We start from the raw sequence: 20771 nt of genomic DNA on the forward strand, positions 1-20771 counted from the left end.
CGCCGCCCATGGCGGCGGCCGCCGGGCCGCGGGGGTGCGCGCCCTCCGGGCGGGCGCGCCCCGCCGGGATCATGCCGCGCGCGGGGGGGGGGGGGGGCCGGGGGGGGGCCCGCCCCCCCCCCGGCCCGGCCGCTCAGTCGGTCTCCCGCGCGTGCCGCGAAAGCGCCGACGTGGCCAGCGAGTTGTGCACGCTGAACGCCACCGTCCCGGGCAGGTAGCGGTCCTGGGACCACTCCACCGGCGTCCCCGTCGGGTCGGTGGTCCGGCGCCGCTCGCGCAGCAGCGGGCTGCCGCGCCGGCAGCCGAGCAGCCGGGCGTCCTCCACGTTGGCGGCGACGATGTCGATGGTGTGGTCGGCGTCCGTGAACAGGATGCCGTGCTCGCGCAGCACTTCGGTGTGCGAGACCACGTCGGGCGGCAGCTGGGCGACGATCTCGCCGACCCGCGGCGGGTAGACGGTCCGCTCGACCATCACCGGCGTCCCGGACAGGGTGCGCAGACGGACCGTCAGATAGACCTCGGCGCCCGGCTCCAGGCGCAGCTGCTCACGCTCGGCGGCGTCGGCGGGGCGACGGACCAGCGAGTCCAGGATGCCGCCGGGCTCCTCGCCCATCGAGTACGCCCAGTGCGTGAAGCTGAGCAGCTCGGAGAAGCTCTGCACCCGCGCAGTGCCCAGCACCACCCGCCGGGTGCCGCGCCGGGAGGTGACCAGCCCGTCCGAGCGCAGCACGGCCAGCGCCTGGCGGACGGTGCCGCGCGAGACGCCGTACTGCTCGGCCAGCGCGCCCTCGGCGGGCAGCCGGCCGGCCTCGCCGTACGCGCCGGTGGTGATCGCCTCGCGCAGGTCGGCGGCCACCTTGCGGTAGAGGGCGCCGGCGGCGCGGTCCTCGGCCGGTGCGGCGGCGGCACGGCCACGGCCCGGCGGCGGGGCGGGCTCCGAGGCCGTCGTGAGGTCCTCGCCCGGCGCGGCCGAGCGGCCCTGGCCCGGCGCGGTTCCTGCGGCCGCGGGGCGGTCGGGCTCCAGTGCCACGTCAGTCAATGTCCCTCCTGGGGCGGTGTCCTGCGCAACCGTACCGGCGCGGACAGCCCGACCTTATCCCGCTGCGCCCTCGAAGCATCGCACTCGGCCGATCACTCCCGGACGGCCCGATTCGACCGTTCCCGCAGCCGACCCCGGTTCCGGGCCGTCCGTTCACCTTCCCGTCACCGGGCTCCGGCGTACTTACCCCCGTCAGCGAAGTTGGCTAGTCAACTCGGCCCCGTCCGAACCGCCTCTCCGCCCGACTCCGGCCCTCGCGAAGGCCACTCTCAGGACCCCCGGGCCCCCTGAGGCCCCTCGCGAAGGCAGCCCTCGCGAACCTCCCCCTCGCGACCGGCACCCCTCGCAGTACGCCCCCGATCAGGAGACTGACCCGTGACCGTGCACCGTGCCCGCGCCGCCGCCTTCGCGGCCGTACTGACCGCCGCCGCGCTCTCCCTCACCGCCTGCGGCTCCGCCGGTTCGACCACCGCGAAGTCCGGCGACGCCGCCAAGGCCGGCACCAAGGACGCCAAGGACGCCACCTCGCTCGCCGACTTCGGCGGCATGGACGGCCTGGTCGCCGCCGCCAAGAAGGAGGGCAAGCTGCACGCCATCACGCTGCCCCGGGACTGGGCGAACTACGGCAAGCTCATGGACTCGTTCAAGGCCAAGTACGGCATCGAGATCGAGGACGAGAACCCGGACGGCTCCAGCCAGGACGAGATCAACGCGATCACCTCCCGCAAGGGCCAGGACCGCGCCCCCGACGTGGTCGACCTCGGCAGCGCCTTCGCGCTCCAGGCGGTCAAGGACGGCCTGCTCGCCCCCTACAAGGTCGCCACCTTCGACAAGGTGCCGGACACCATGAAGGACGCGAACGGCGCCGCCGTCAACGACTACGGCGGCTACGTCTCCATCGGCTGCGACGCCAAGAAGATCGCCAACTGCCCGAAGACGTTCGCCGATCTGCTCAAGCCGGAGTACAAGGGCCAGGTCGCCCTCAACGGCAACCCGACCAAGTCCGGTTCCGCCTTCGGCGGCGTCTACGCGGCCGCGCTCGCCAACGGCGGCTCGCTGGACAACATCCAGCCCGGCATCGACTTCTTCGGCAAGCTGAAGCAGTCCGGCAACTTCAACCCGGTCGAGTCCACCCCGGCGACCGTCGAGAAGGGCGAGACCCCGATCTCGATCGACTGGTCCTACCTGAACGCCGGCTACACCGACGAGTTCAAGGAGAAGGGCGTCGACTGGAAGGTCTCCGTCCCCAGCGACGGCAGCTACGCCCAGTTCTACAACCAGGGCATCAACAAGTGGGCCCCGCACCCGGCGGCCGCCCGCCTGTGGCAGGAGTACCTGTTCAGCGCCGAGGGCCAGAACCTCTTCCTCGGCGGCTACGCCACCCCGTCCACCTTCGAGGCCCTGAAGAAGGACGGCACCCTGGACACCGCGGCCGCCGCCAAGCTGCCGGCCATCGAGAAGCCGTTCACCACCTTCCCGACCCAGGACCAGATCACGGCCGCCAAGAAGGTCGTCACCGAGAACTGGACCAAGGCCATCGCGGGCTGACATACCGTCACCTCACCTCGAACGGGCTGATCCCACTCATGACCACGGCTCCCACCCCGGTGCCGACCACCCCCGCCGCCACCGTTCCCGGTGGCGGCGCGGGGGCGTCCGCCACCGACACCACCACCGCCACGACCACCACCCCCACCCCGCGCCGCGGCCCGGCGCTGCGCCTCGGCGGCGGCTCCTGGCTCGCCACCGTGCCGCTCTTCGTCTTCTTCGCGATCGGCTTCGGCCTGCCGGCCGTCGCGATCGTGATCGGCGCCTTCACCACCTCCAGCGACGCGGAGGGCGGCGGCGGCCGGTTCACCCTCGACAACGTCACCGCCTCGGTCCAGGGGGCCTACTGGACGGCGATGGTCAGCAGCCTCAAGCTGTCCGCGCTCACCGCGCTGCTCTCCACCGTGATCGGCCTGCCGATCGCCCAGGCCGTGGTGACCTCCCGGTTCACCTGGCTGCGCCAGGCGGTGCTCACCGCCTCCGGCGTCCTGGCCAACTTCGGCGGACTGCCGCTGGCCTTCGCCTTCGTCGCCACCCTCGGCAACGCCGGCGAGATCACCAAGCTGCTCCACCTCACCGACCACGGCTGGTCGCTCTACTCCTTCACCGGCCTGACCGTCGTCTACCTGTACTTCCTCGTCCCGCTCATGGTGCTCACCATCACCCCGGCCCTGGACGGCCTGCGGGTGCAGTGGCGCGAGGCGGCCCACAACAACCGGGCCACCACCGTGCAGTACTGGCGCCACGTCGCGCTGCCGATCCTGCTGCCCTCGCTGCTCGGCGGGTTCGTCCTGCTCTTCGGCAGCGCCTTCGCCGCGTACGCCACCGCCGCCGCCATGGTCGGCGCCACCGTGCCGCTGGTCAGCCGCTCGATCGCCGACGCGCTCTCCGGCAACGTCCTGGTCGGCCAGGGCAATCTCGCCCTCGCCCTCAGCCTCAACATGATCGTGGTGGCCGTCCTGGTGATGGCCGTGTACCTCCCCCTCCAGCGCCGGAGTGCCCGATGGCTCAGCTGACCTCCGCCCGCACCTCGTCCGGGCGCCCGAAGGTGCGCTGGTGGCGCGGTGCCGTCCTGCTCCTCGCGGGCGTCTACTTCGTCGTCCCGCTCGCCGCCTCCGGATACTTCTCCATCGACGACCCGAAGGGCTACTCCTTCGAGGCGTACACCGGCCTGCTGAGCGCCCCCGGCTTCCTCGACAGTCTCTGGCTGACCCTCCAGCTCGCCGTCGTCACCGTCCTGGTGCTGCTGCTCCTGCTGGTGCCCGCGCTGATCGCGGTCCGGCTCGGCGCGCCCCGGCTGCGCCCGGTGATCGACGTGCTCTGCACGCTGCCGCTGGTCGTCCCGCCGGTCGCGCTCACCGCCGGCCTGATCGGCGTGCTGCGCTGGGGCCCGGACTACCTGATGGACACGCCGTTCTTCCAGACCTTCGTGTTCATCCAGGACCCGGACTTCCCGCTGGTCCTGGTCATCGCGTACGTGCTGATGTCGCTCCCGCTCGCCTACCGGGCGCTGGACGCGGGCCTGCGCGCGGTGGACGTCCGCACCCTGGTCGAGGCCGCCCGCAACTGCGGTGCGAGCTGGCCGCGCGCGGTGTTCACCGTCGTCCTGCCGAACCTGCGCGGCGCGCTGCTGAACGCCTCCTTCCTCACCCTGGCCCTGGTGCTCGGCGAGTTCACCGCCGCCTCGATCCTCGGCTACCAGCCCTTCCCCGTGTGGATCTACTCGGTCGGCAACAGCCAGGCCCACATGTCGGTCGCGGTCTCCATCCTGAGCCTGCTGATCACCTGGCTGCTGCTGCTGCTGCTGGCCGCCGTCGGCCGCGAGCGCCGGCACAGGACCACGTCCTGACGTCCGCACCGCTCGGCCGCACCGTTCGGCCTCACTGTTCGACCTCCCGACGTCCCGAGCTCCTGAATTCCACGGAGAAACGAACCCCCATGACTTCCCTCGCAGTTGAGAAGACCGCCACCGCCCCGGGCGGCGCCACCGTCGAGTTCCGCACCCTGCGCCGGGCGTTCGGCACCACCACCGCGCTGGACGGCCTGGACCTCACCGTCCGGCCGGGCGAACTCCTCGCCCTGCTCGGCCCGTCCGGCTGCGGCAAGACCACCGCGCTGCGCATCCTGGCCGGCTTCGAGCAGCACGACTCCGGCCAGGTGCTGGTGGACGGCGAGGACATCACCCGGATCCCCGCGCACCGGCGCGACGCCGGCATGGTGTTCCAGTCCTACAGCCTCTTCCCACACCTGACCGCCGCCGACAACGTCGCCTTCGGCCTTCGGATGCGCGGCACCGGCAAGGCCGAACGGCGCGGTCGCGCCCAGGAGTTGCTGGAACTGGTCGGCCTGCCGCAGCACGCCGACCGCTACCCGCACCAGCTGTCCGGCGGCCAGCAGCAGCGCATCGCGCTCGCCCGCGCGCTCGCCCTGCAGCCGCGCGTCCTGCTGCTCGACGAGCCGCTGTCCGCGCTGGACGCCAAGGTCCGCCTCTCGCTGCGCGAGGAGATCCGGCGCCTCCAGCAGGAGTTGGGCATCACCACCCTGTTCGTCACCCACGATCAGGAGGAGGCGCTCTCGATGGCCGACCGGGTCGCCGTGCTGCGCGCGGGCCGGCTGGAGCAGTGCGCCACCCCGTCCGAGCTGTACGCCCGCCCGGCGACGGCCTTCGTGGCCGAGTTCGTCGGCACCATGAGCCGCATCCCGTGCACCCGGACGGCCGACGGCGTCGAGGTGCTCGGCCGCCGCCACGCCGTGGACGGCACCGCGCCCGCCGAGGGCGAACTGGAGGTCCTGGTCCGGCCCGAGAACGTGTCGCTGGCCCCGGCCGGGGACGGCCCGGCCCTGGTGGTCTCCGCGTCCTTCCTGGGCGCCGTCACCCGGCTGACCGTCCGCCTCGCCGACGGCACCGAGGTCAAGGCCGACCTGCCGACCGAGGCCGCCGCCACCCTGCCGATCGGCTCCCGCGCCGCGCTCACCCTGCCCGAGCGGCCGGTGCTGGTGGACCGCCGTACCGTCTGAACCGACCTGTCCGTCCCTACTGCACTGCCTCTGCCGCCTCTACTGCCTCTGCTGCTGAACCACCGAAGGTACCGCCATGCCTGAGACCCCCCTGCCCGCCGCCGTCCTCTTCGACATGGACGGCACCCTGGTCGACACCGAGCACCTCTGGTGGCAGGCCGCCGCCGAACTCGCCGAGGAACTCCAGCACCCGCTGACCGACCAGGACGCCCCCGAGGTGCTCGGCCAGGCGATCGAGCACACCGCCGCCCATCTGCACCAGGTCAGCGGCACCTCGCTCAGCGAGGCCGAACTCGCCCACCGCCTCGGCGAGTCCTTCTTCGGCAAGGTCTCCGCCGAGACCGTCCCGCGCCCCGGCGCCCTCGCGCTGCTCGCCGAACTGCGGGACGCCCGGGTGCCCACCGCACTGGTCTCCGCCTCGCCGCGCCGGGTGGTGGAGCTCGTCCTCTCCACCATCGGCCGCGACTGGTTCGCCGTCACCCTGGCCGCCGAGGACACCGAGCGCACCAAGCCCGCGCCGGACCCGTACCTCGCCGCCGCCGACCGCCTCGGCCTGGACCCGGCGGCCTGCGTGGCCGTCGAGGACACCCCGACCGGCGTCGCCTCCGCCACGGCCGCCGGCTGCGCGGTGCTCGCCGTGCCGTCCACCGCCACGCCCATCCCCGACGGCTCCCGGGTCACCCTGCTCGACAGCCTGGTCCACGCCGACCTCGCCCTGCTCGGAAAGCTCGGCGCCCGCCCGGCCGGCTGACCACCGTGCCCTACCTCCTGCTCGCCCTCGCCATCACCAGCGAGGTCTGCGCCACCAGCTGCCTCAAGCTCACCGAGGGCTTCACCCGCCTCTGGCCCAGCCTGGGCGTGGGCATCGGCTACGCGCTCTCCTTCCTGCTGCTCGGCCGGGCCCTGAAGCACATCCCGGTCTCCGTCGCCTACGCCGTCTGGTCGGGCGCGGGCACCGCCGCGGTGGCCGGCATCGGCGTCATCGCCTTCGGCGAGTCCCTGGGCCGCCTCCAGTGGCTGGGCATCGCCCTGGTGATCGTCGGCGTCGTCGTCCTCAACCTCAAGGGCGGCCACTGACCGCCGGCGTGTCGGTGCCGGGTGCGAGCATCGGGCCCATGGGAGTTCTCTTCAACTACTACACCGCCGCCGACGACCGGGCCGCCGCCGGGGCGATCGTGCGCGACGACGACGAGCCGTTCGGCACGGGGTACGACGAATTCACGGTGAAGGGGATCGACCCGATGGTCGGCCTCCTTCCCGCCGAGTCCCTCCTCACCGGCAGGCCCGAGGCGCAGCTCGCGGCCGATCCCGGGCGCAACCGGCTGGTCGCGATGCTCGAGGACGGCGAGATCGTCGCCCTGACCATCCCGGACGCGCTCCGCGACGCCCTGACCGCCGCCGACCACCACACGCTGACCGCCGCCGGCCTGTCCTGGTCCCGGTCCGACACCTTCGACATGCTCCCGGACGAGGCCCACCTCACCGAGTTCCTGGAGCAGTTGGCCGCCCTGGCCCGCCGGGCGGCGTCCCGCGGCCACCACCTCTACTGCTGGATCTGCCCGTAGCCACGCACAGCCCCTTCCACCCAGGGCCGGCCCCACCCGTGTACAGGAAGTCGACGCGTCCGACTTCCTGTACACGGACTCCTGGTCGTACGACGGTCAGTTGGGGACGTCATCCAGGTCGAACACGCTGCCGAGCTCACCGGCGGCGGGCGTCTCGACCTTCGGAACGGTGCCCAGACCCGAGTACGTCACGCACGATATCGAAGAGCCCCACCGCTTGCGGTGGGGCTCTTCGACGTTGCCGAAGGAAGCCCGTGCCCATACGCACCGATCCCTTTATCGCCGGTGATCGCTGCAGCGTCCGGTTCACCCTGGTAAGTGACCCGTTCCGGGTGATCATCCTCCCTGCGCGTCAGGTGTCGGTCATCCCGCCGGCGAACCGCGCCCCTGCTTCGAAGTCGTCGTGGTGCACCCGCACATCCTGGATGCCGAGAGCCCACATCAGATCCGACATCCGCACCACATACGTTCGCCCGATCTTTCGCAGCGGGCAAGGGAAGTCACCGCGCCTTGCTCGCTTGTACGCAGTGGTCAGGCCCAGGCCCAACGCATCCGCAGCAGTCCGTAGCCCGACCTCCGCGGGGAGACCGAACACTGCCGAGAAAGACACGGACTCATCACGATGACGCTTCATGAGCAGGCCCCCACATCTCGAACAAGGTGGGCTGCTCGCTCAGTGCGTGATGGTCCCCGCCATACGGTCGTCGCAGCCGGGACCGGCTGATCCGACGCACCTGACGCACATGCGCCAGAAGACCCAGGCGGTATGCCAGTGCGCCCAGACGTTCACCCTGCGCCTGTTGGACGAGAGTCCTGGACATCACGTCAACGAACACGACGCTGGCGGGCGTCCTGGTCATAGGCTGAGGCACGACCTCTTCCCGCGCCATGCCCCATCCCCCTACCGGGGTCTCCTTCGGACCGCGTCGTCCGGTCTGCCACCCGGTGGTGAACACCGCGTCCATCAGGTGTTGCTCGATGTCCGCCGGAGCCTCTCTCTTGATAGCCCGTGCGCCTTCCAACACTCCTTGCAGCAGTGCGGAGCCGACATCGGCCCGCTCGGCTCCCGTCTGCCGGGCGATCGAGTACGCCACTCCACGCAGTCGAGGCGCGAGCAGCCACACGGCAATCAGCGTCCAGCTCCGTTCACCCCCGACCTCGGCCTCCTCGCGCAGGTGGCGCGCGATATGACGCCAAGCGGCAGTTCGTTCCGGGTGGCCTGATTCGCCACTGCGGGCCTGGGACCGGAGGTCGTCCAGCGAAATGGGTCCTCCGCTCCCACATAGGGCCGCAGGCCCACACAACAGCACCGTGTCGGCGTACTGCTCCTCAACGGATCTGCAAATACGCGCGAAGACATCGGGGGTCTGCGGCGCACTCACCACTTGCCTCCTTCCCGATCCGCACCGGGACCGTCCTGCCCCACGCCCCCACGACCCGACCATGTGGGCTCATCGGCTTCAAACACCAGGCCCTCAGACGTAGCCTGCGAACCACCGGCACGCGGCGGCTGCGCCCCTTCGGACTGGTAGTAGGTGTCCGAAGGTCGCAAGTAAGCACGCTGCCCGTCCACAGGCCGTCCGTTCCGGTCCGTACCCTGCTCTAGGCTTCCGTGGTTGTCGGCCGCGTAGTTCACGGCGCCTCCGTCGCTGGAGATGCGCGGCCCAGGTACTTTTCGCGCGCCTGGTAGAGGTGACCGCTCCCCGTGTGGACCGGCCCCTGGGGCTCGCTGACGAAGGTTCCGGAGAGGTCTCCGTTGAGGTTCCCGATCCCGCCGCGCTGACGGTGCTTGATCCCCCTGGCCCTCACCCCGGCGCCTCCGGCCCCGTCTGCGCCCTCCTCCAACGGGGCCGAGGCGGACTGATACCCGTTGCTCCGCGCGGCAGCTGCGAGTTCGGGCAACAACTTCACGAGGTCGTCGGCCAGTCCCATCAGGTCGGCACCCGCGTTGCGGTGGTTGATCCTGCGGTACTGGCAGTCGGCGAGACCTCCGATCTCCGCAGGAAGGTCCTCATGCCGAAGCCGCTTCACTCCCCCGACCAGCAGGGGGATGACGACGGCTCCGGTTTCGAGCGCCTCGGAGATCTCCCGCCGGGTCCAGTCTTCCTTGTCCTCCAGGAGGCTCTGCCCGCCGGAGCCCCCGACCTCCAGCCAGCGGGGGCCAATCACAGCCAGCAGAACACTGCTGCGCCGGACGGCGGCGAGCAGTTCCTGGGGAAAGCAGCTCCCCGGCCCGATGGACTTGCTCGCCCGGAAGACGTTCTCATTACCGAACACCCGCGACAGCTCCCTGTCCACGAGTTTGGCGGTTGCCTCCTCGTCGTTGGTCCGGTAATTCACAAAGATCAAATGCATGCAGGATTCCGTCCTGTGTGATGCGCTCAGTCTGGTGAACAGTGCCTCGCGGGCCTCCGGCATCCAAATTACGGGCGCCATTCTGCCCGCATGATGCATACAGGATCACCGTCGGGCAACATTTGCTTCCGGCCCGGCGAACAGACATAAGGCGATATCCAGTCCACGCCACGGCGACGGGAAATCGGTAGTCAGTTGGCGCCGTTCAGGGCATTGACCAGTGCAGGACGAAGCTCGCGCACCGCCGGGCTTCCCCGGAACCGTGACCATTCACAGCCCAGCCGACACACGTCCGTTCGCACGGTAGCGGAGGGCATGACGCTCATGAAAGCCAGCAGATCCCGAGCTGTTTCGCAGGAGTTCTCGACCTCGCCCGACGCCGCCAGCACCAAGGCATGTCGAAGTCCGTACCGCGTTCGGGTATTCAGAGCGTGCGGCGCGATGCGCCGACACTCCCGTTCCAGCACGTCGGCTGCCTGCCGGGGTCGGCCCAGGTCGTACAGACACCACCCCGTCACCATGGAAACGGGGTCCACCAACTGCGTTGTGCCGAGAACCAGGTTGTCCTGCGTGCTCCCCTCTACAGCCAGGAGATCACGTGCCTGGTCCAGCGCTCGCCCGCAAGCCCTCTCGTCGCCAGCGAGCGCATGCCCCTGAGCCTCCCGCTGGGCTGCCAGACCCCTGATCCGGGGAGGTGCGCCGCTGTGCTGTGCCTGCTGCGCAAGTGCGATGGTCCGGGCTGCGTTTCCGTTGTAGTACGAGACGAGCGCGCGACGCACCAGCACGTAGTCCGCCAGGTGTTCGTCGCCACCGGCGCGAGCCAGTTCAACCGCCTCGGCGGTGGCGTTCAGCGCCCCAGCCTCATCACCGTCCTCCTGAGCCACCCACCCGATGTACTCGGCGAAACGGGAGGCCGTAACGAGCAGACCGGCCCGCGAGGGACCAGTGGTACGGGAAGCCAGCGCGATCACGGTCGATGCCTGTGAGCGGAGTACGGGCAGCATCGCGGAGGGTGCCAGGCTCTGCCCCAACTGCTTCATCCGGTGCAGCTGGTCCTGGTGAAGAGCGCCCGGAGGTAGCTCGCCATCACTGACGCGATCAGCCCGTTCCCCCTCCGCAAGACGAGCCGCGAGCAACGAGCCGACCCCTGTAGCGATCACTTGCCGACGCGCCGGCTTCGACTTTTTCGCTGCGGATTCCACCTCGGCTGAGAACGTCCACCGCAATCGTCCTCCGGCGTCGAAATAAGCATCGCAGCACTGGACCAGATTCATGGTGGGAGAAACGGCTCCCCGCTCGATCTTCGAGAGGTCTGCTCTGCCGCAGCTCGTGACATCGGCCAACTGCTGAAGCGTCATACCCGCGCCCTCACGCAACCGACGCAGCTCCGGACCGAAACGTAACGAGATGTCCATGAACCTGCCTCTCCCCATTGCCCTGATAGGCCGCCGGATCACCCTTAGGCCACCTCTGCTGAAGATTCTGGCACGGCCGGACGCTGTTCTGCCGAGTAGAGCGATGTTTCATGTTTCCTCCTTCTTCACGGTTGGGCGGAACCGTCGCGCGCATACGCGTCCATACCCCTGTCGTCTGCGGGCACCGACCGTTCGACCTGCGGGAACCCGTTGAGGTCGCGACGGCGTAGCGGCACTCTCGGAGGGCGGGGCACCACTCCGCATCCGCCGGGGCCCGCGAATTACCTCTGCCGACTGCACAGACCGACTATCGTGACGACGAACCAACCAGGGGGACACGTGTTGTCAGAAGCCTTACGCGCGATCGCGGCAGATGCGGGTTTTGCCATCATCGATACAGCAGGCACCGATCTCTGGCCGCCTTTTCGGTACCAGGTGGCCTCCTGGCTCGCCCAGGACGGCGGGCAGGCCGAACGGTCGGAGCTGGCCCGCCTGGCAGAAACCGCTGCTGCTCTGCGGGCAGCCGGCGACGCGGAAGCCCGGAGCATCGCCGCCCGCCACGCAGTAGTCTGGCAGGACCGCTTCATCGCCCTGCTGGAGCAGCTCGGTACTGCTGAGCGCGATCCGGCGGCAGCGCGTCTGCAGCGTCTCGTACGTGATCACTCCACCGGAAACACCGGAGCCACCACTGGCCCCGGCGTCATCACCGGTCAGAACGTACGCATCCAGGCCGACCGCAGTTCGCTCGCCGCAGGCATGGTGAACGGGGACGTGCACATCGGTTTCCCTCCCATCCCGGATCCGTCACGGGGCTGAGCGGACCGGGTAATTCAGTCCCAATCCACACGAATCATGCTGATCATCGCGTTCGTCCCCCCACCACAGCCGGGGCTGCGGCAGCTGGCCCGTCAGGCACCGTACAGGCATCCGACCACAGCGTTGCTGTGGGCTCCTGGACCCAGTACGTTTTCGTCGGACCACACCAGGCCGAAGAGAACGCTTCTCCCTGTCCGGACACCACCGACGCCGATCGGCGAGCTGTTCACGCGGCGCAACGACGCTTCCTGCGGCGCGCCGACCGGGTGCGACCACCGTTCGGTCTGGCCGTCCGCTCCCATGCGCAAGAACTGTTCGGACGTCTGGTCGCAGTGGACGGGCCGACAACCATCGTGTGTGAGGGTCCCGCGGGCATGGGGAAGTCGACGGTGGCGGGAGAGGTCATCACCATGGCGGAAGACCGGGGGTGGCCCGTCCTGCCCTTCCGGATGGACGAGGTGGAGGCGGACGACCGGACTGCCGAAGCCGTGGGACGGCGGCTGGGGCTCCCCGCTTCTCCCGCCACGCTGATCGCCCGGGTAGCGAAGGGCGCTCCGGCACTGCTCGTCGTGGACCAGCTAGATGCGGCGAGCAGCTACAGCGGCCGGATCCCCGATGTCTTCGAGGCTGTGGACGACATGCTGGAGGCGCTGGCCGCCTCGCCGAACATCAGGGTCGTCCTGGTAGCCCGGACCATCGATGTCGAGAAGGACCCACGCCTGACGAGCCTGGTCGGCAAGGAGGGAACGGCTGAGCGGTTCCGGCTGGGACTTCTCGACGACCAGGCCGTGAGTAACGTCCTTGAAGCGGGCGGTACATCTTCGCAGGTACTCGGCAGGGACACCCTGGATCTCCTTCGCACCCCCCTGCACCTCGCGGTCTTCAGCAGACTTTCGAAGAGGGCACGGACGACGCCGTACCGGAGCCTGCAAGAGCTCTACGCCCAGTACACGGACGAGTCCCGCCGCGAGGTCGAACGGTCACTCCCCGCTGATGCCTGGCCGGACATCACCCGTCAGTTGGTCGACGAGATGAGCCGACGCGAGACCGTCACTGTCCCGTATGCGCTTCTGGACCGGTTCGCCAGGACCGACCTGGCCGTGCTCGTCTCGGCGGGGGTCCTGCTCCATGCGGACAACGACCGCATCGGGTTCTTCCACGAGACGTACTTCGACTACCTCTTCGCCAGGTCCTTCGTCCAGTCCGGTAAGGATCTCCACGACTTCCTCGCGGCGAGCGGTCAGGCCCTGTTCCGTCGGGCCCAGACCCGGCAGGTGCTGGAGCATCTACGTGATACGGACCGGGCGGAGTTCAGACGCACGGTCGTCCGCCTGCTCACGTCGGACCTGGTCCGGCCTCATCTGCGGTTCGTCGTCCTCGCCGTACTCGAACAACTCGATGCCACGAGCGAGGACTGGGCAGCCCTGGACCCTCTCGCGTGGGACGAGGGAGTCACCGCAGGCAAGCTACGCGTTCTGCTGGCCCTGCCCGCATGGTTCGATGCGGCCGACACCGGGAGGTGGGAACAGTGGCTCGCCACCCCCCGATTGGTCCCTCTGGTCTTCCCGCAACTGACATGGTGCACCCCGCATCATCCCGCGCGCGTGCTGGAACTCGTCGCGCCGTACTCGGACGCCGACGAATCGTGGCGTCAGCGACTCCTCGGCTGGGTCTGCACGTGGCCTTCGGTGTTCTCCATGGACCTGGTCCGCACGCTCATCGACCGCGGTGACTTCGACAGCGGGCACGCCGGGGCCTCCGACACCGGCGCTGACTTCTGGTATCTGTTCGAACAACTCGCCGAACAGGAGGCGGCCTCCGCGACCCGCCTGCTGGGATCCTTCCTCGCGCGGGGGCTCCAACGGGCCGTGGCAGCCGGGCACGGTGATCCGTTCGATTCCGGTCATCTCTCCATGACCGGAGGCTCCCATGTGGGCACCCTTGTCTCCGAAACGGCCGCGGCGGCCCCCGAAGAAACACTCGAACACGTTCTGCCGTTCGTGATCGCCGTCGCAGAGGCGAGCCACGCGGCCCATGCGGACAGGGACACGGTGCGCCCCCGGTGGTCCTTTCCCCCCTCCCCGTTCGATCCTGACTTCGATGAAGCCCTGTACACGGCGGCGCATGACACCCTGCGCACACTGGCTCAACAGGATCCCTCCTCTGTCACAGAAGCCATGGGAGTCCTGGCGGCAAGTGGCGGGCGGGCCCTGGCCTTGCTCACCTGTCGGACCTATACCGTGTGGAACCAACCGGACGAAGCGCTCGCGTGGCTGATGGCGGACCCCGGACGCTTGCACCTCGACTGGCGGGACAGCGCGTGCTGGGCCTCGCGTGAACTCATCGCCGGGGCGACGCGGGATTGCCGGGACGACACCTTGAGCCGGCTCGTCCGGCTGCTTCTCCGCCACTACCCGAGCTGGGAGCGTCGCCCCGAGCACCGCCACATGTTCGGGCGCACGCAGTACGTGCTCCTCGGAGCAGTCGACGAGAGACGCCGAAGCCCGGAGGTGGCGAGACGTCTCGGCGAGTTGGAACGCAAGTTCGCGCGGTATCCCCCAGTTGGGCCGCGCCATGTGGAGGCCCACTGGGTCGGCCCCCCGATCGCCTCGTCCGCCGGCGAACACATGACGGATGCTCATTGGCTGAGCGCACTGAGAAAGTACACCGAGGAAGGCGTCGACTGGAGCAGGGGCCGCCCGAAGGGCGGAGCCCGCGAACTGGCCTCTCTGCTGGGGTCTCTGGCCAGTCGCCAGCCGGAGCGATTCGTCCGGCTGGGCTTCACATTCGACGAAAGCATCCCGCCTCCTGCGTTCACCGCCCTGATCAACGGGGTCGCCGGAAAGGTGCAGGTCAGCAACCTGTTGGACCTCTGCGCCCATGCCCGCCGCCTCGTTGGAGAGCACGTAGGCCGGGCCGTTTGCGGAGCGATCCTCACCGCAGCGCCGCACGCCGCGACGCACCTTGCCACGATCCGTCTGCTGAACAGCTGTGCCAACGATCCCCATCCCGCTTCTGAATCGGCGCGGACCGAGTCGCACCCAGGGCAGTACTACTACGGCGGGGACCTCCTGACAGCGGGAATGAACTCCACACGGGGGGAGGCTGCCCTCGCCATCGGTGCCCTCCTCAGGGCAGCAGACGCCCCTGTAAAAGATCTCCTCCCATTGCTCGACCGGCTTGCTCGGGACCCGGTCATGGCCGTTCGGGTGTGCGCCGCGGAGCCGGTGACCGCGCTCCTACGCCTTGCTCCGAGGGAAGCGCTGGATCTCGCAGAATGCCTCTTCACCGGAGTCCCGGTGGACGTCCACGATGCCCTCACCACCCACGAGCTGCTCACCTGGGTCCTCCTTCACGACACCGAGCGCTTCGCACCGGAACTGATCCGGGCGCTCGAAGGCCCCGCAGAAGCAGCACGACACGCCGGAGCGACTTGGTCCGTTCTGGCTATGCAGGGACGCCTGATTCCCTGCCTGCCCATAGGACCTGACGCACTGACCTCGGCGGCACGTCAGGGGGCCGCCGAGATGGCTGCCAGCGATCCCGTTCATGGCGCACCGCTGCTCCGAGGCATGTTCCATGACAGTGACACGGCGGTGCGTGAAGCGGCAGCACGCTCCATGCGCGCCGTGGCCGAGTTGCCACCGGAGGTCGCGGACGACCTCATCGGTTCCTTCCTCTCCAGCCCCGCCTTCTCCGAGCACCCCGAAGCCCTGGCTCAGTCACTTTCCCGGTCGACACTGCGCCTGCCCTCCCGGGGACTCGAAGCGTGTCAGGCACTGGCAGCGGTTTCGGAAGAGGGCAGCAGGGAGGGCCGACGCGGGTACGCTCTGATTCAGCGGTACCTGATCGAGACGGTGCTGCGTCTGTACCGGCAGGGGGATCCTGCGATCCGGACCCAGTGCCTCGGCATCATCGATGGCCTCTACCGCGTGGACGCACACGGACTGAACGACGCTCTTTCCGGAGAGCGCTGAACCCTCGTGACGTCACGATCGGCCGCGTGGGGAGCCGCTCGACCGCTTCAGCCGGGCCAGGCTGGTGAAACGCACCTCGGACGCCGCCGACCGCCGCAGCTTTGTCGCGCGTCAGCGGCCAGGCCGGCCCCCTGCCGCACGCCTGATGTTCCCGGACCGGAACGGTCCCCGACGGGGAGTTCCGCCAGCAGTACGAACACCTGTACCGGCCGTCACGCGGGCGGCGGAGCGACCACCAGCGACGAGGACGACAGCGCCCGCTTCGTTCAGCTAAAACGACCACCCCAGCATGTGTCAGCAGATCGGTGACCATCTTGCTGGTCCGTACTCCTCCTCGGTTGAGTAGCCAGCACCACCCGTCTCAAGAGCACTGCGCCAGATCCCCGTGTACCGGAACGGGAGAACTGGAACGGTGCCCACGTGACAAGGTCCGCCGAGCCGTTCGACGACGGCTCGGCGGACCGGGTGGCTCTCCCGTCCGGGCTCCGGTCAGCGGCCGGCCAGCAGGCCCGGCAGTTCGGCGATCGAGGCGAGGACGTGGGTCGCGCCGTCCGCCCGCAGGCGGGCCTCGTCGTGGGCGCCGGTCAGGACGCCGGCGACGACGGAGGCGCCCGCGCGGGTGCCGGTCAGCATGTCGTAGCCGGTGTCCCCGGCCACCGCGACCTGGCGGACGGAGTCCGTGGCCGTGCGCAGCAGGGCGGTGAGGGCGAGGTCGGGGTACGGGCGGCCGCGGCCGGCCTCGGCGGGGCAGAGGGTGAGGTCGGCGACGGACTGCCAGCCGAGGGCGGTCAGGATGCGGTCCTGGGTGGCCCGGGAGAAGCCGGTGGTGAGGACCACCTTCCGGCCCTGGCCGCGGAGTTCGGCGATCGCCTCGGCCGCGCCCGGCAGTGCGGCGCAGTGGCCCGCGTCGACCAGGTCGTGGTAGGCGGCCTCGAAGGCCGCGTTGGCCCGTTGGGCCTTGTCCTCCGCGCCGAACAGGTGGCGGAAGACGGAGATCTTGGACTCGCCCATGGTGGCCCGGACGTGCTCCAGCATGCGGGCGTGCTCGGGGCTGCCGGCCTCGACGCCGAGCGAGCCGGCGGCGGCCTGGAAGGCCTGCTCGACCAGGCCGTCGTCGGCGACGGTGGTGCCGGCCATGTCGAGCACGACCAGGCGGATGTCAAGCGACATGTTCGGTTCCTCCTACAGGTTGGCGAGGTCGGCGGTGGTCTCGGCGATGGCGGGCGAGCAGGTCATGCCGCGGCCGCCCGGGCCGGTGACCAGCCAGACGCCGTCGCGGACCCGTTCACGGTGGACGACCCGGGTGGTGTCCACGCACTGCGCGTACACCCCGGCCCAGCGGCGGCGCACCCGGGGCAGCGGGCGGCCGAGCAACTCCTCGGCCACGCCCACCAGGTGGTCGTACGGGTCCTCGACCACGTCGAAGCCGAACGGCTGGTCGTACTCGTGGGTGTCTCCGATGGTGAGGCCCCCGTCGCGGCGCTGGACCATCAGCAGCTGCATCCTGTGTTCGGCGGCGACCGACGGCTGCGGCTGGACGGCCTTCAGCCGCTCCAGCGCGGCGCCCGCGAAGGCGGGGTAGTAGCGGAAGCTGTCGCCGTCGGCGACCGAGGTGGTCAGCGTCTCGCCCAGTGGGTCGGTCTGCATCATCTGCAACCGCACCTTGCGGACGGGCAGTCGGGGCGCCAGCTCGCGGACCAGGCCGCCCAGCCAGGCGCCGGTGCAGAGGACGACCAGGTCGCCGGTGTGCACGTCGCCGTGGTCGTCGCGGACGGCGTTCTCGCCGATCACCTCGCGGACCTCGCGCCCGGGCAGGAAGGTGTAGCGGCCGCTGGCCAGCAGGGCGGCGCGCAGGGCGGGTTGGGCGGTGCGGGGTTCGACGGCGGCATCCCGTTCGCATGCCAGCGCGCCGAGCAGCCTGCCACGCAGCGCCGGGTTCTGCGCCCTCGTCTCGTCGGCGTCGAGCATCCGGTAGCCGCGCGCCTCGGCGTCGGGGAGGGTCAACGCTTCTTCCGCGACGGCGAGTTCGGCCTCGGTGCGGATCGCGGTGAGCGATCCGTTGGCCCGGAAGCCGAGGTCGGGCACCCGGGCGCCGATCCGCTCCCACAGCTCGCGGGCGCGCAGCGCGGTGTCCAGTTCCTCGCCCTCCGCCCGGCCGCTGACCCAGACCAGGCCGAAGTTGCGCACGGAGGCGCCGCGCGCCTCGGCCTCGCGCTCCAGGTGGACGACCTCGTGGCCGCGTTCGACGGCCTGCCAGGCGTGCATGGTGCCGAGCACGCCCGCTCCTACGACGATGACTCTCATGCGGCCAGACTGGTGCGGCGAGGTGTCCGAGGGGAGTCCGATCAGCGGCGCCGAGGTGAACCGGCCGAAAAGTTGTACAGACAACCCATGGCCGGTGCGCCGGGTGACACCGCGGCGGCCCGCGATGTCACCCACGGCCCGCCCGGTCAGGCGGCCCGGACCGGGTCGGTGCCGAGCCACCAGGCCGGGGCGGCGGTGCCGTCCGTGGTGCGGCCGTCCGCGTGCACGTAGTGCCGCACATCGCGGCCGGGCTCGCGCAGTTCACCGTCGAGGGCGCGCTCCAGCCACTCCGCACCGAAGCGGAACACCTCGGCGGCGGTGCCGCCCAGCGGGTGGAACTCGTTCTCGTAGACCCGCATCTCCTTGGGCGCGCGGATCCGGTCGTAGGTCGCCATCGCCTGCTCCAGCCGGGTCAGTTCGTCGAACTCGCCGATGCCCACGAGGACCGGACAGGTGATGTCCGCGACGAGGTCGCCGAGCGGCATCCGGGAGGCGAGCTCGCGGTCGAATGCCTCCTCGTCCTCATAGCCGGCCATGAACATGTAGTTGTTCTTGAAGGTCGGCTGCGCCCGGTTGAAGATCGTCTCGAAGTCGCCGCTGACGCCCTCGAAGCCGGCCAGCGCGGCCAGTCGAGGGTCGGTGGCCGCCGCCCGCATCCCCCAGTAGCCGCTCATGCTGATGCCGAACATGCCGATCCGCTGCGGGTCCACCTCGGGCAGGTCGGCCAGGTAGTCGATGTAACGGCCGATGGCACGCTCGTAGTTGGTGAGGTCGACGGTGAGCCCACCGGCCCGGGACTCGCCCTGGCCGGGCCCCTCGATCGAGAGCGCGACCACACCGCGGGAGGTGTAGTAGCGCTCCGCGGCGTAGATGTAGTCCTCCTTGATCATGTCCATCCCCGGGCCGAGGATGACCGCCGGCGCGCCCTCGACGGCCCCGGCCGGCAGGTGGAGCAGGGCGTGGATGTGCGAGCCCTCGAAGTCCAGCACCACCCGGCGCACCCGGCGGCCGCGCAGCTCGCCGAGCCGCGCCACGCAGTGGTTGGTCCGCTCCCGGAACGCCCGCTTGCGCGGGTCGGCGGCGTCGAAGACGGAGTACTGCGCCCGGCCCCACATCACGGCGGCACGCAGGTAGAGGTCGGCGGCGGTGCGGTCGTAGCCGCCGGCCTCGTGGTGGGCGGCCCGCTCCTCGGCCTGGCCGGCCACGGTGGCCCACGCCTTGGGCAGCATGGCGCCGCTCCGGACGAGGGCGAAGACCTTGTCGAAGTCGGTGTGGTCGTGGCCGAGCTGTTCCATCGTGCCCTTGGCCTGCGGGTGCAGGGCGTCGAAGCCGCCCTGCGCGAGGGCGATGTCCAGGGCCCAGCTCTGTCCGGTCGATCGCATGGTCATGGGAGGTACGCTCCGTTCGGCGCAATTACATAAGTACTTAATCATTAAGTGCTTATACTTGCCGTGCTGTCAACCCGCCGCCGAAGGAGCACCCTCATGACCGACCCGGAACACCCTCGACCCAGCGCCGACCACCGGCCCTCCGACCGGGGCGGCACCCGCGCCCTCGCGCTGGACGGGCTGGCCCGCGCCGCCTACAGCCTCAGCGCGGCGGACGCCCGGCTGCGCGGCCGGGCCACCCGCACCCGCGGCGCGCTCTCGCTCACCCACGCGCGGGCCCTGCGCGTGCTCGCCGACGAGGGGCCGCTGCCGGTCAGCCGACTGGCGGCGGGCACCGAGACCACCGCCGCGGCCGCGACTCAGCTGGTCAACGGCCTGGAGGAGGCCGGCTACGTCACCCGCGAGCGGCCGGAGCACGATCGCCGGTCCGTCGTGGTCACCCTCACCCCGGACGGCCGCGAGCGGCACCGCCTGCGCCAGCAGGCACTGGCGCAGGCCCTGGAACGGCTGACGGCCGGCCTCGACGCCGCCGAGGTCGACACCGTCACCACCGTCCTGCGCGGCCTGGCCGAGGTCTACGACGAGCTCTGAACGCCCGCGCCCACGGAGAAGAGCCGGGGCCACCGACGAGGACCGGCCGACGAAGCCCGACAGGACAGGCCCCCCCGGGCCGGGAACCGCACCCCTCCCGGCCCGGGGGGCCACGCCCACCGCACCGCTACCGCAGCACGCCCGCCCGCAGGTAGTTGCGCCGCCCGAAGACCGGCTCGTCCACCGCCGTCAGCTCCTCCACCTGGAACCGGTACAGGGCCGCCGCGCCGCCGCCCGTCAGGAACTGCCGCCGCACCTCCGCGTCCTGGGCGAAGGACGGGAACCGGCCCTGGTACGCGGCCAGCGCCGCCTCCGCCTGCCGCCCCCACGCCTCGCCCGCGCTGCCGGACAGCTGGACACCGCGCAGCTGCTCGCCGAAGACCGGCGGCGGCAGGAAGACGGTGGCGGCGGCCCGGGCCTCCTCCGCGAGGTGGTGGCTGTGCCGGGTGGAGCGCTCGCTGACGAAGTACAGGACGAGGTCGTCGTCGTGCGCGAAGAAGGCGAGGTTGGCGTGCGGGCCGCGCTCGTGGCCGGCGGTGGCGAGGGTGAGCACCATGGCCTCGGCCAGCAGCCCCTCCACGCCCTTGCGCAGCTCCTCGGCGGGCCGGTCCCCCTGGGTGACGTCGAGTCGGTACGGCATTGGCACATCCCTCCCGCCGGCACGCCCACGGCGCGCCCCTGGCACGACTGAGCCGGGCGGGCGCCCCTCGGGAGGGGCCCCACGCCCGGCTCACATGCTCTCCCCGCCGCCCCGG

At 70.5% G+C, this 20771-nt stretch carries 18 protein-coding genes; 10 read left to right on the forward strand and 8 right to left on the reverse strand.

Going from position 1 to position 20771, the window contains the following annotated elements; translation table 11 throughout:
• Positions 1-133: 133 nt before the first annotated feature.
• A complete protein-coding gene (locus ACIO5D_RS28600; RefSeq protein ID WP_400798775.1) occupies positions 134-1030 on the reverse strand; it encodes a GntR family transcriptional regulator in 897 nt (298 codons plus the stop codon).
• A 384-nt stretch (positions 1031-1414) separates the two neighbouring features.
• Between ACIO5D_RS28600 and ACIO5D_RS28605 the strand changes: the two genes are divergently transcribed.
• The 7 genes from ACIO5D_RS28605 (at position 1415) to ACIO5D_RS28635 (ending at position 7170) form a co-directional block, all read left to right on the forward strand.
• Complete coding sequence (locus ACIO5D_RS28605) at positions 1415-2587, forward strand: ABC transporter substrate-binding protein (protein ID WP_363615229.1); 1173 nt, start codon at positions 1415-1417, stop codon at positions 2585-2587.
• A 38-nt stretch (positions 2588-2625) separates the two neighbouring features.
• Positions 2626-3603: an ABC transporter permease subunit gene (locus ACIO5D_RS28610; RefSeq protein WP_363615231.1), complete on the forward strand. Its 978-nt coding sequence runs from the start codon at positions 2626-2628 to the stop codon at positions 3601-3603.
• On the forward strand, positions 3591-4436 hold the full coding sequence (locus ACIO5D_RS28615) for an ABC transporter permease subunit (protein WP_363615233.1): 846 nt from the start codon (positions 3591-3593) through the stop codon (positions 4434-4436). The genes ACIO5D_RS28610 and ACIO5D_RS28615 overlap by 13 nt, the downstream gene beginning before the upstream one ends.
• Positions 4437-4525: 89 nt before the next feature.
• The gene (locus tag ACIO5D_RS28620) at positions 4526-5605 is read left to right on the forward strand and encodes an ABC transporter ATP-binding protein (RefSeq protein ID WP_363615235.1); all 1080 of its coding nucleotides are present in this window, start codon (positions 4526-4528) and stop codon (positions 5603-5605) included.
• A gap of 76 nt (positions 5606-5681) precedes the next feature.
• A complete protein-coding gene (locus ACIO5D_RS28625; RefSeq protein WP_363615237.1) occupies positions 5682-6356 on the forward strand; it encodes an HAD family phosphatase in 675 nt (224 codons plus the stop codon).
• Between the two features lie 5 nt (positions 6357-6361).
• A complete protein-coding gene (locus ACIO5D_RS28630) occupies positions 6362-6682 on the forward strand; it encodes a DMT family transporter (protein ID WP_400798734.1) in 321 nt (106 codons plus the stop codon).
• Positions 6683-6720: 38 nt separating this feature from the next.
• On the forward strand, positions 6721-7170 hold the full coding sequence (locus ACIO5D_RS28635) for a hypothetical protein (RefSeq protein ID WP_400798736.1): 450 nt from the start codon (positions 6721-6723) through the stop codon (positions 7168-7170).
• A gap of 617 nt (positions 7171-7787) precedes the next feature.
• Here the strand turns inward: ACIO5D_RS28635 and ACIO5D_RS28640 are convergent.
• The 3 genes from ACIO5D_RS28640 to ACIO5D_RS28650 all read right to left on the reverse strand — a co-directional run bounded on the left by ACIO5D_RS28640 (position 7788) and on the right by ACIO5D_RS28650 (position 10940).
• On the reverse strand, positions 7788-8552 hold the full coding sequence (locus ACIO5D_RS28640) for a hypothetical protein (protein ID WP_400798739.1): 765 nt from the start codon (positions 8550-8552) through the stop codon (positions 7788-7790).
• 250 nt (positions 8553-8802) lie between these two features.
• A complete protein-coding gene (locus tag ACIO5D_RS28645; protein ID WP_400798742.1) occupies positions 8803-9525 on the reverse strand; it encodes a toll/interleukin-1 receptor domain-containing protein in 723 nt (240 codons plus the stop codon).
• 191 nt (positions 9526-9716) lie between these two features.
• Positions 9717-10940, reverse strand: a complete 1224-nt coding sequence (locus ACIO5D_RS28650; protein ID WP_400653908.1) for a helix-turn-helix domain-containing protein — start codon at positions 10938-10940, stop codon at positions 9717-9719.
• Positions 10941-11252: 312 nt separating this feature from the next.
• On the opposite strand from ACIO5D_RS28650, the gene ACIO5D_RS28655 reads away from it, so the two are divergent.
• Positions 11253-11756, forward strand: coding sequence for a hypothetical protein (locus tag ACIO5D_RS28655; RefSeq protein WP_400653906.1), 504 nt, complete (start codon positions 11253-11255; stop codon positions 11754-11756).
• Between the two features lie 128 nt (positions 11757-11884).
• A complete protein-coding gene (locus ACIO5D_RS28660) occupies positions 11885-15733 on the forward strand; it encodes a hypothetical protein (RefSeq protein ID WP_400798745.1) in 3849 nt (1282 codons plus the stop codon).
• 489 nt (positions 15734-16222) lie between these two features.
• On the opposite strand, the gene ACIO5D_RS28665 is transcribed toward ACIO5D_RS28660, so the two are convergent.
• The 3 genes from ACIO5D_RS28665 to ACIO5D_RS28675 form a co-directional block, all read right to left on the reverse strand.
• On the reverse strand, positions 16223-16903 hold the full coding sequence (locus tag ACIO5D_RS28665; RefSeq protein WP_400798747.1) for a phosphonatase-like hydrolase: 681 nt from the start codon (positions 16901-16903) through the stop codon (positions 16223-16225).
• 12 nt (positions 16904-16915) lie between these two features.
• Entirely contained in the window at positions 16916-18037 is a 1122-nt protein-coding gene (locus ACIO5D_RS28670; RefSeq protein ID WP_400798750.1) for a TIGR03364 family FAD-dependent oxidoreductase, read from the reverse strand.
• Positions 18038-18183: 146 nt separating this feature from the next.
• Complete coding sequence (locus ACIO5D_RS28675) at positions 18184-19425, reverse strand: alpha/beta hydrolase (RefSeq protein WP_400798753.1); 1242 nt, start codon at positions 19423-19425, stop codon at positions 18184-18186.
• 96 nt (positions 19426-19521) lie between these two features.
• Here ACIO5D_RS28675 and ACIO5D_RS28680 point away from each other — a divergent pair, with 96 nt between their 5' ends.
• Positions 19522-20016 (forward strand): MarR family winged helix-turn-helix transcriptional regulator, encoded by a 495-nt coding sequence (locus ACIO5D_RS28680; RefSeq protein WP_400653897.1) that lies wholly within the window; start codon positions 19522-19524, stop codon positions 20014-20016.
• A gap of 127 nt (positions 20017-20143) precedes the next feature.
• Here the strand turns inward: ACIO5D_RS28680 and ACIO5D_RS28685 are convergent, their stop codons facing one another.
• Complete coding sequence (locus tag ACIO5D_RS28685) at positions 20144-20656, reverse strand: pyridoxamine 5'-phosphate oxidase family protein (RefSeq protein ID WP_363613549.1); 513 nt, start codon at positions 20654-20656, stop codon at positions 20144-20146.
• Positions 20657-20771 lie beyond the last annotated feature (115 nt).

The organism is Kitasatospora sp. NPDC087315, from assembly GCF_044744345.1.
GTDB lineage: Bacteria > Actinomycetota > Actinomycetes > Streptomycetales > Streptomycetaceae > Kitasatospora.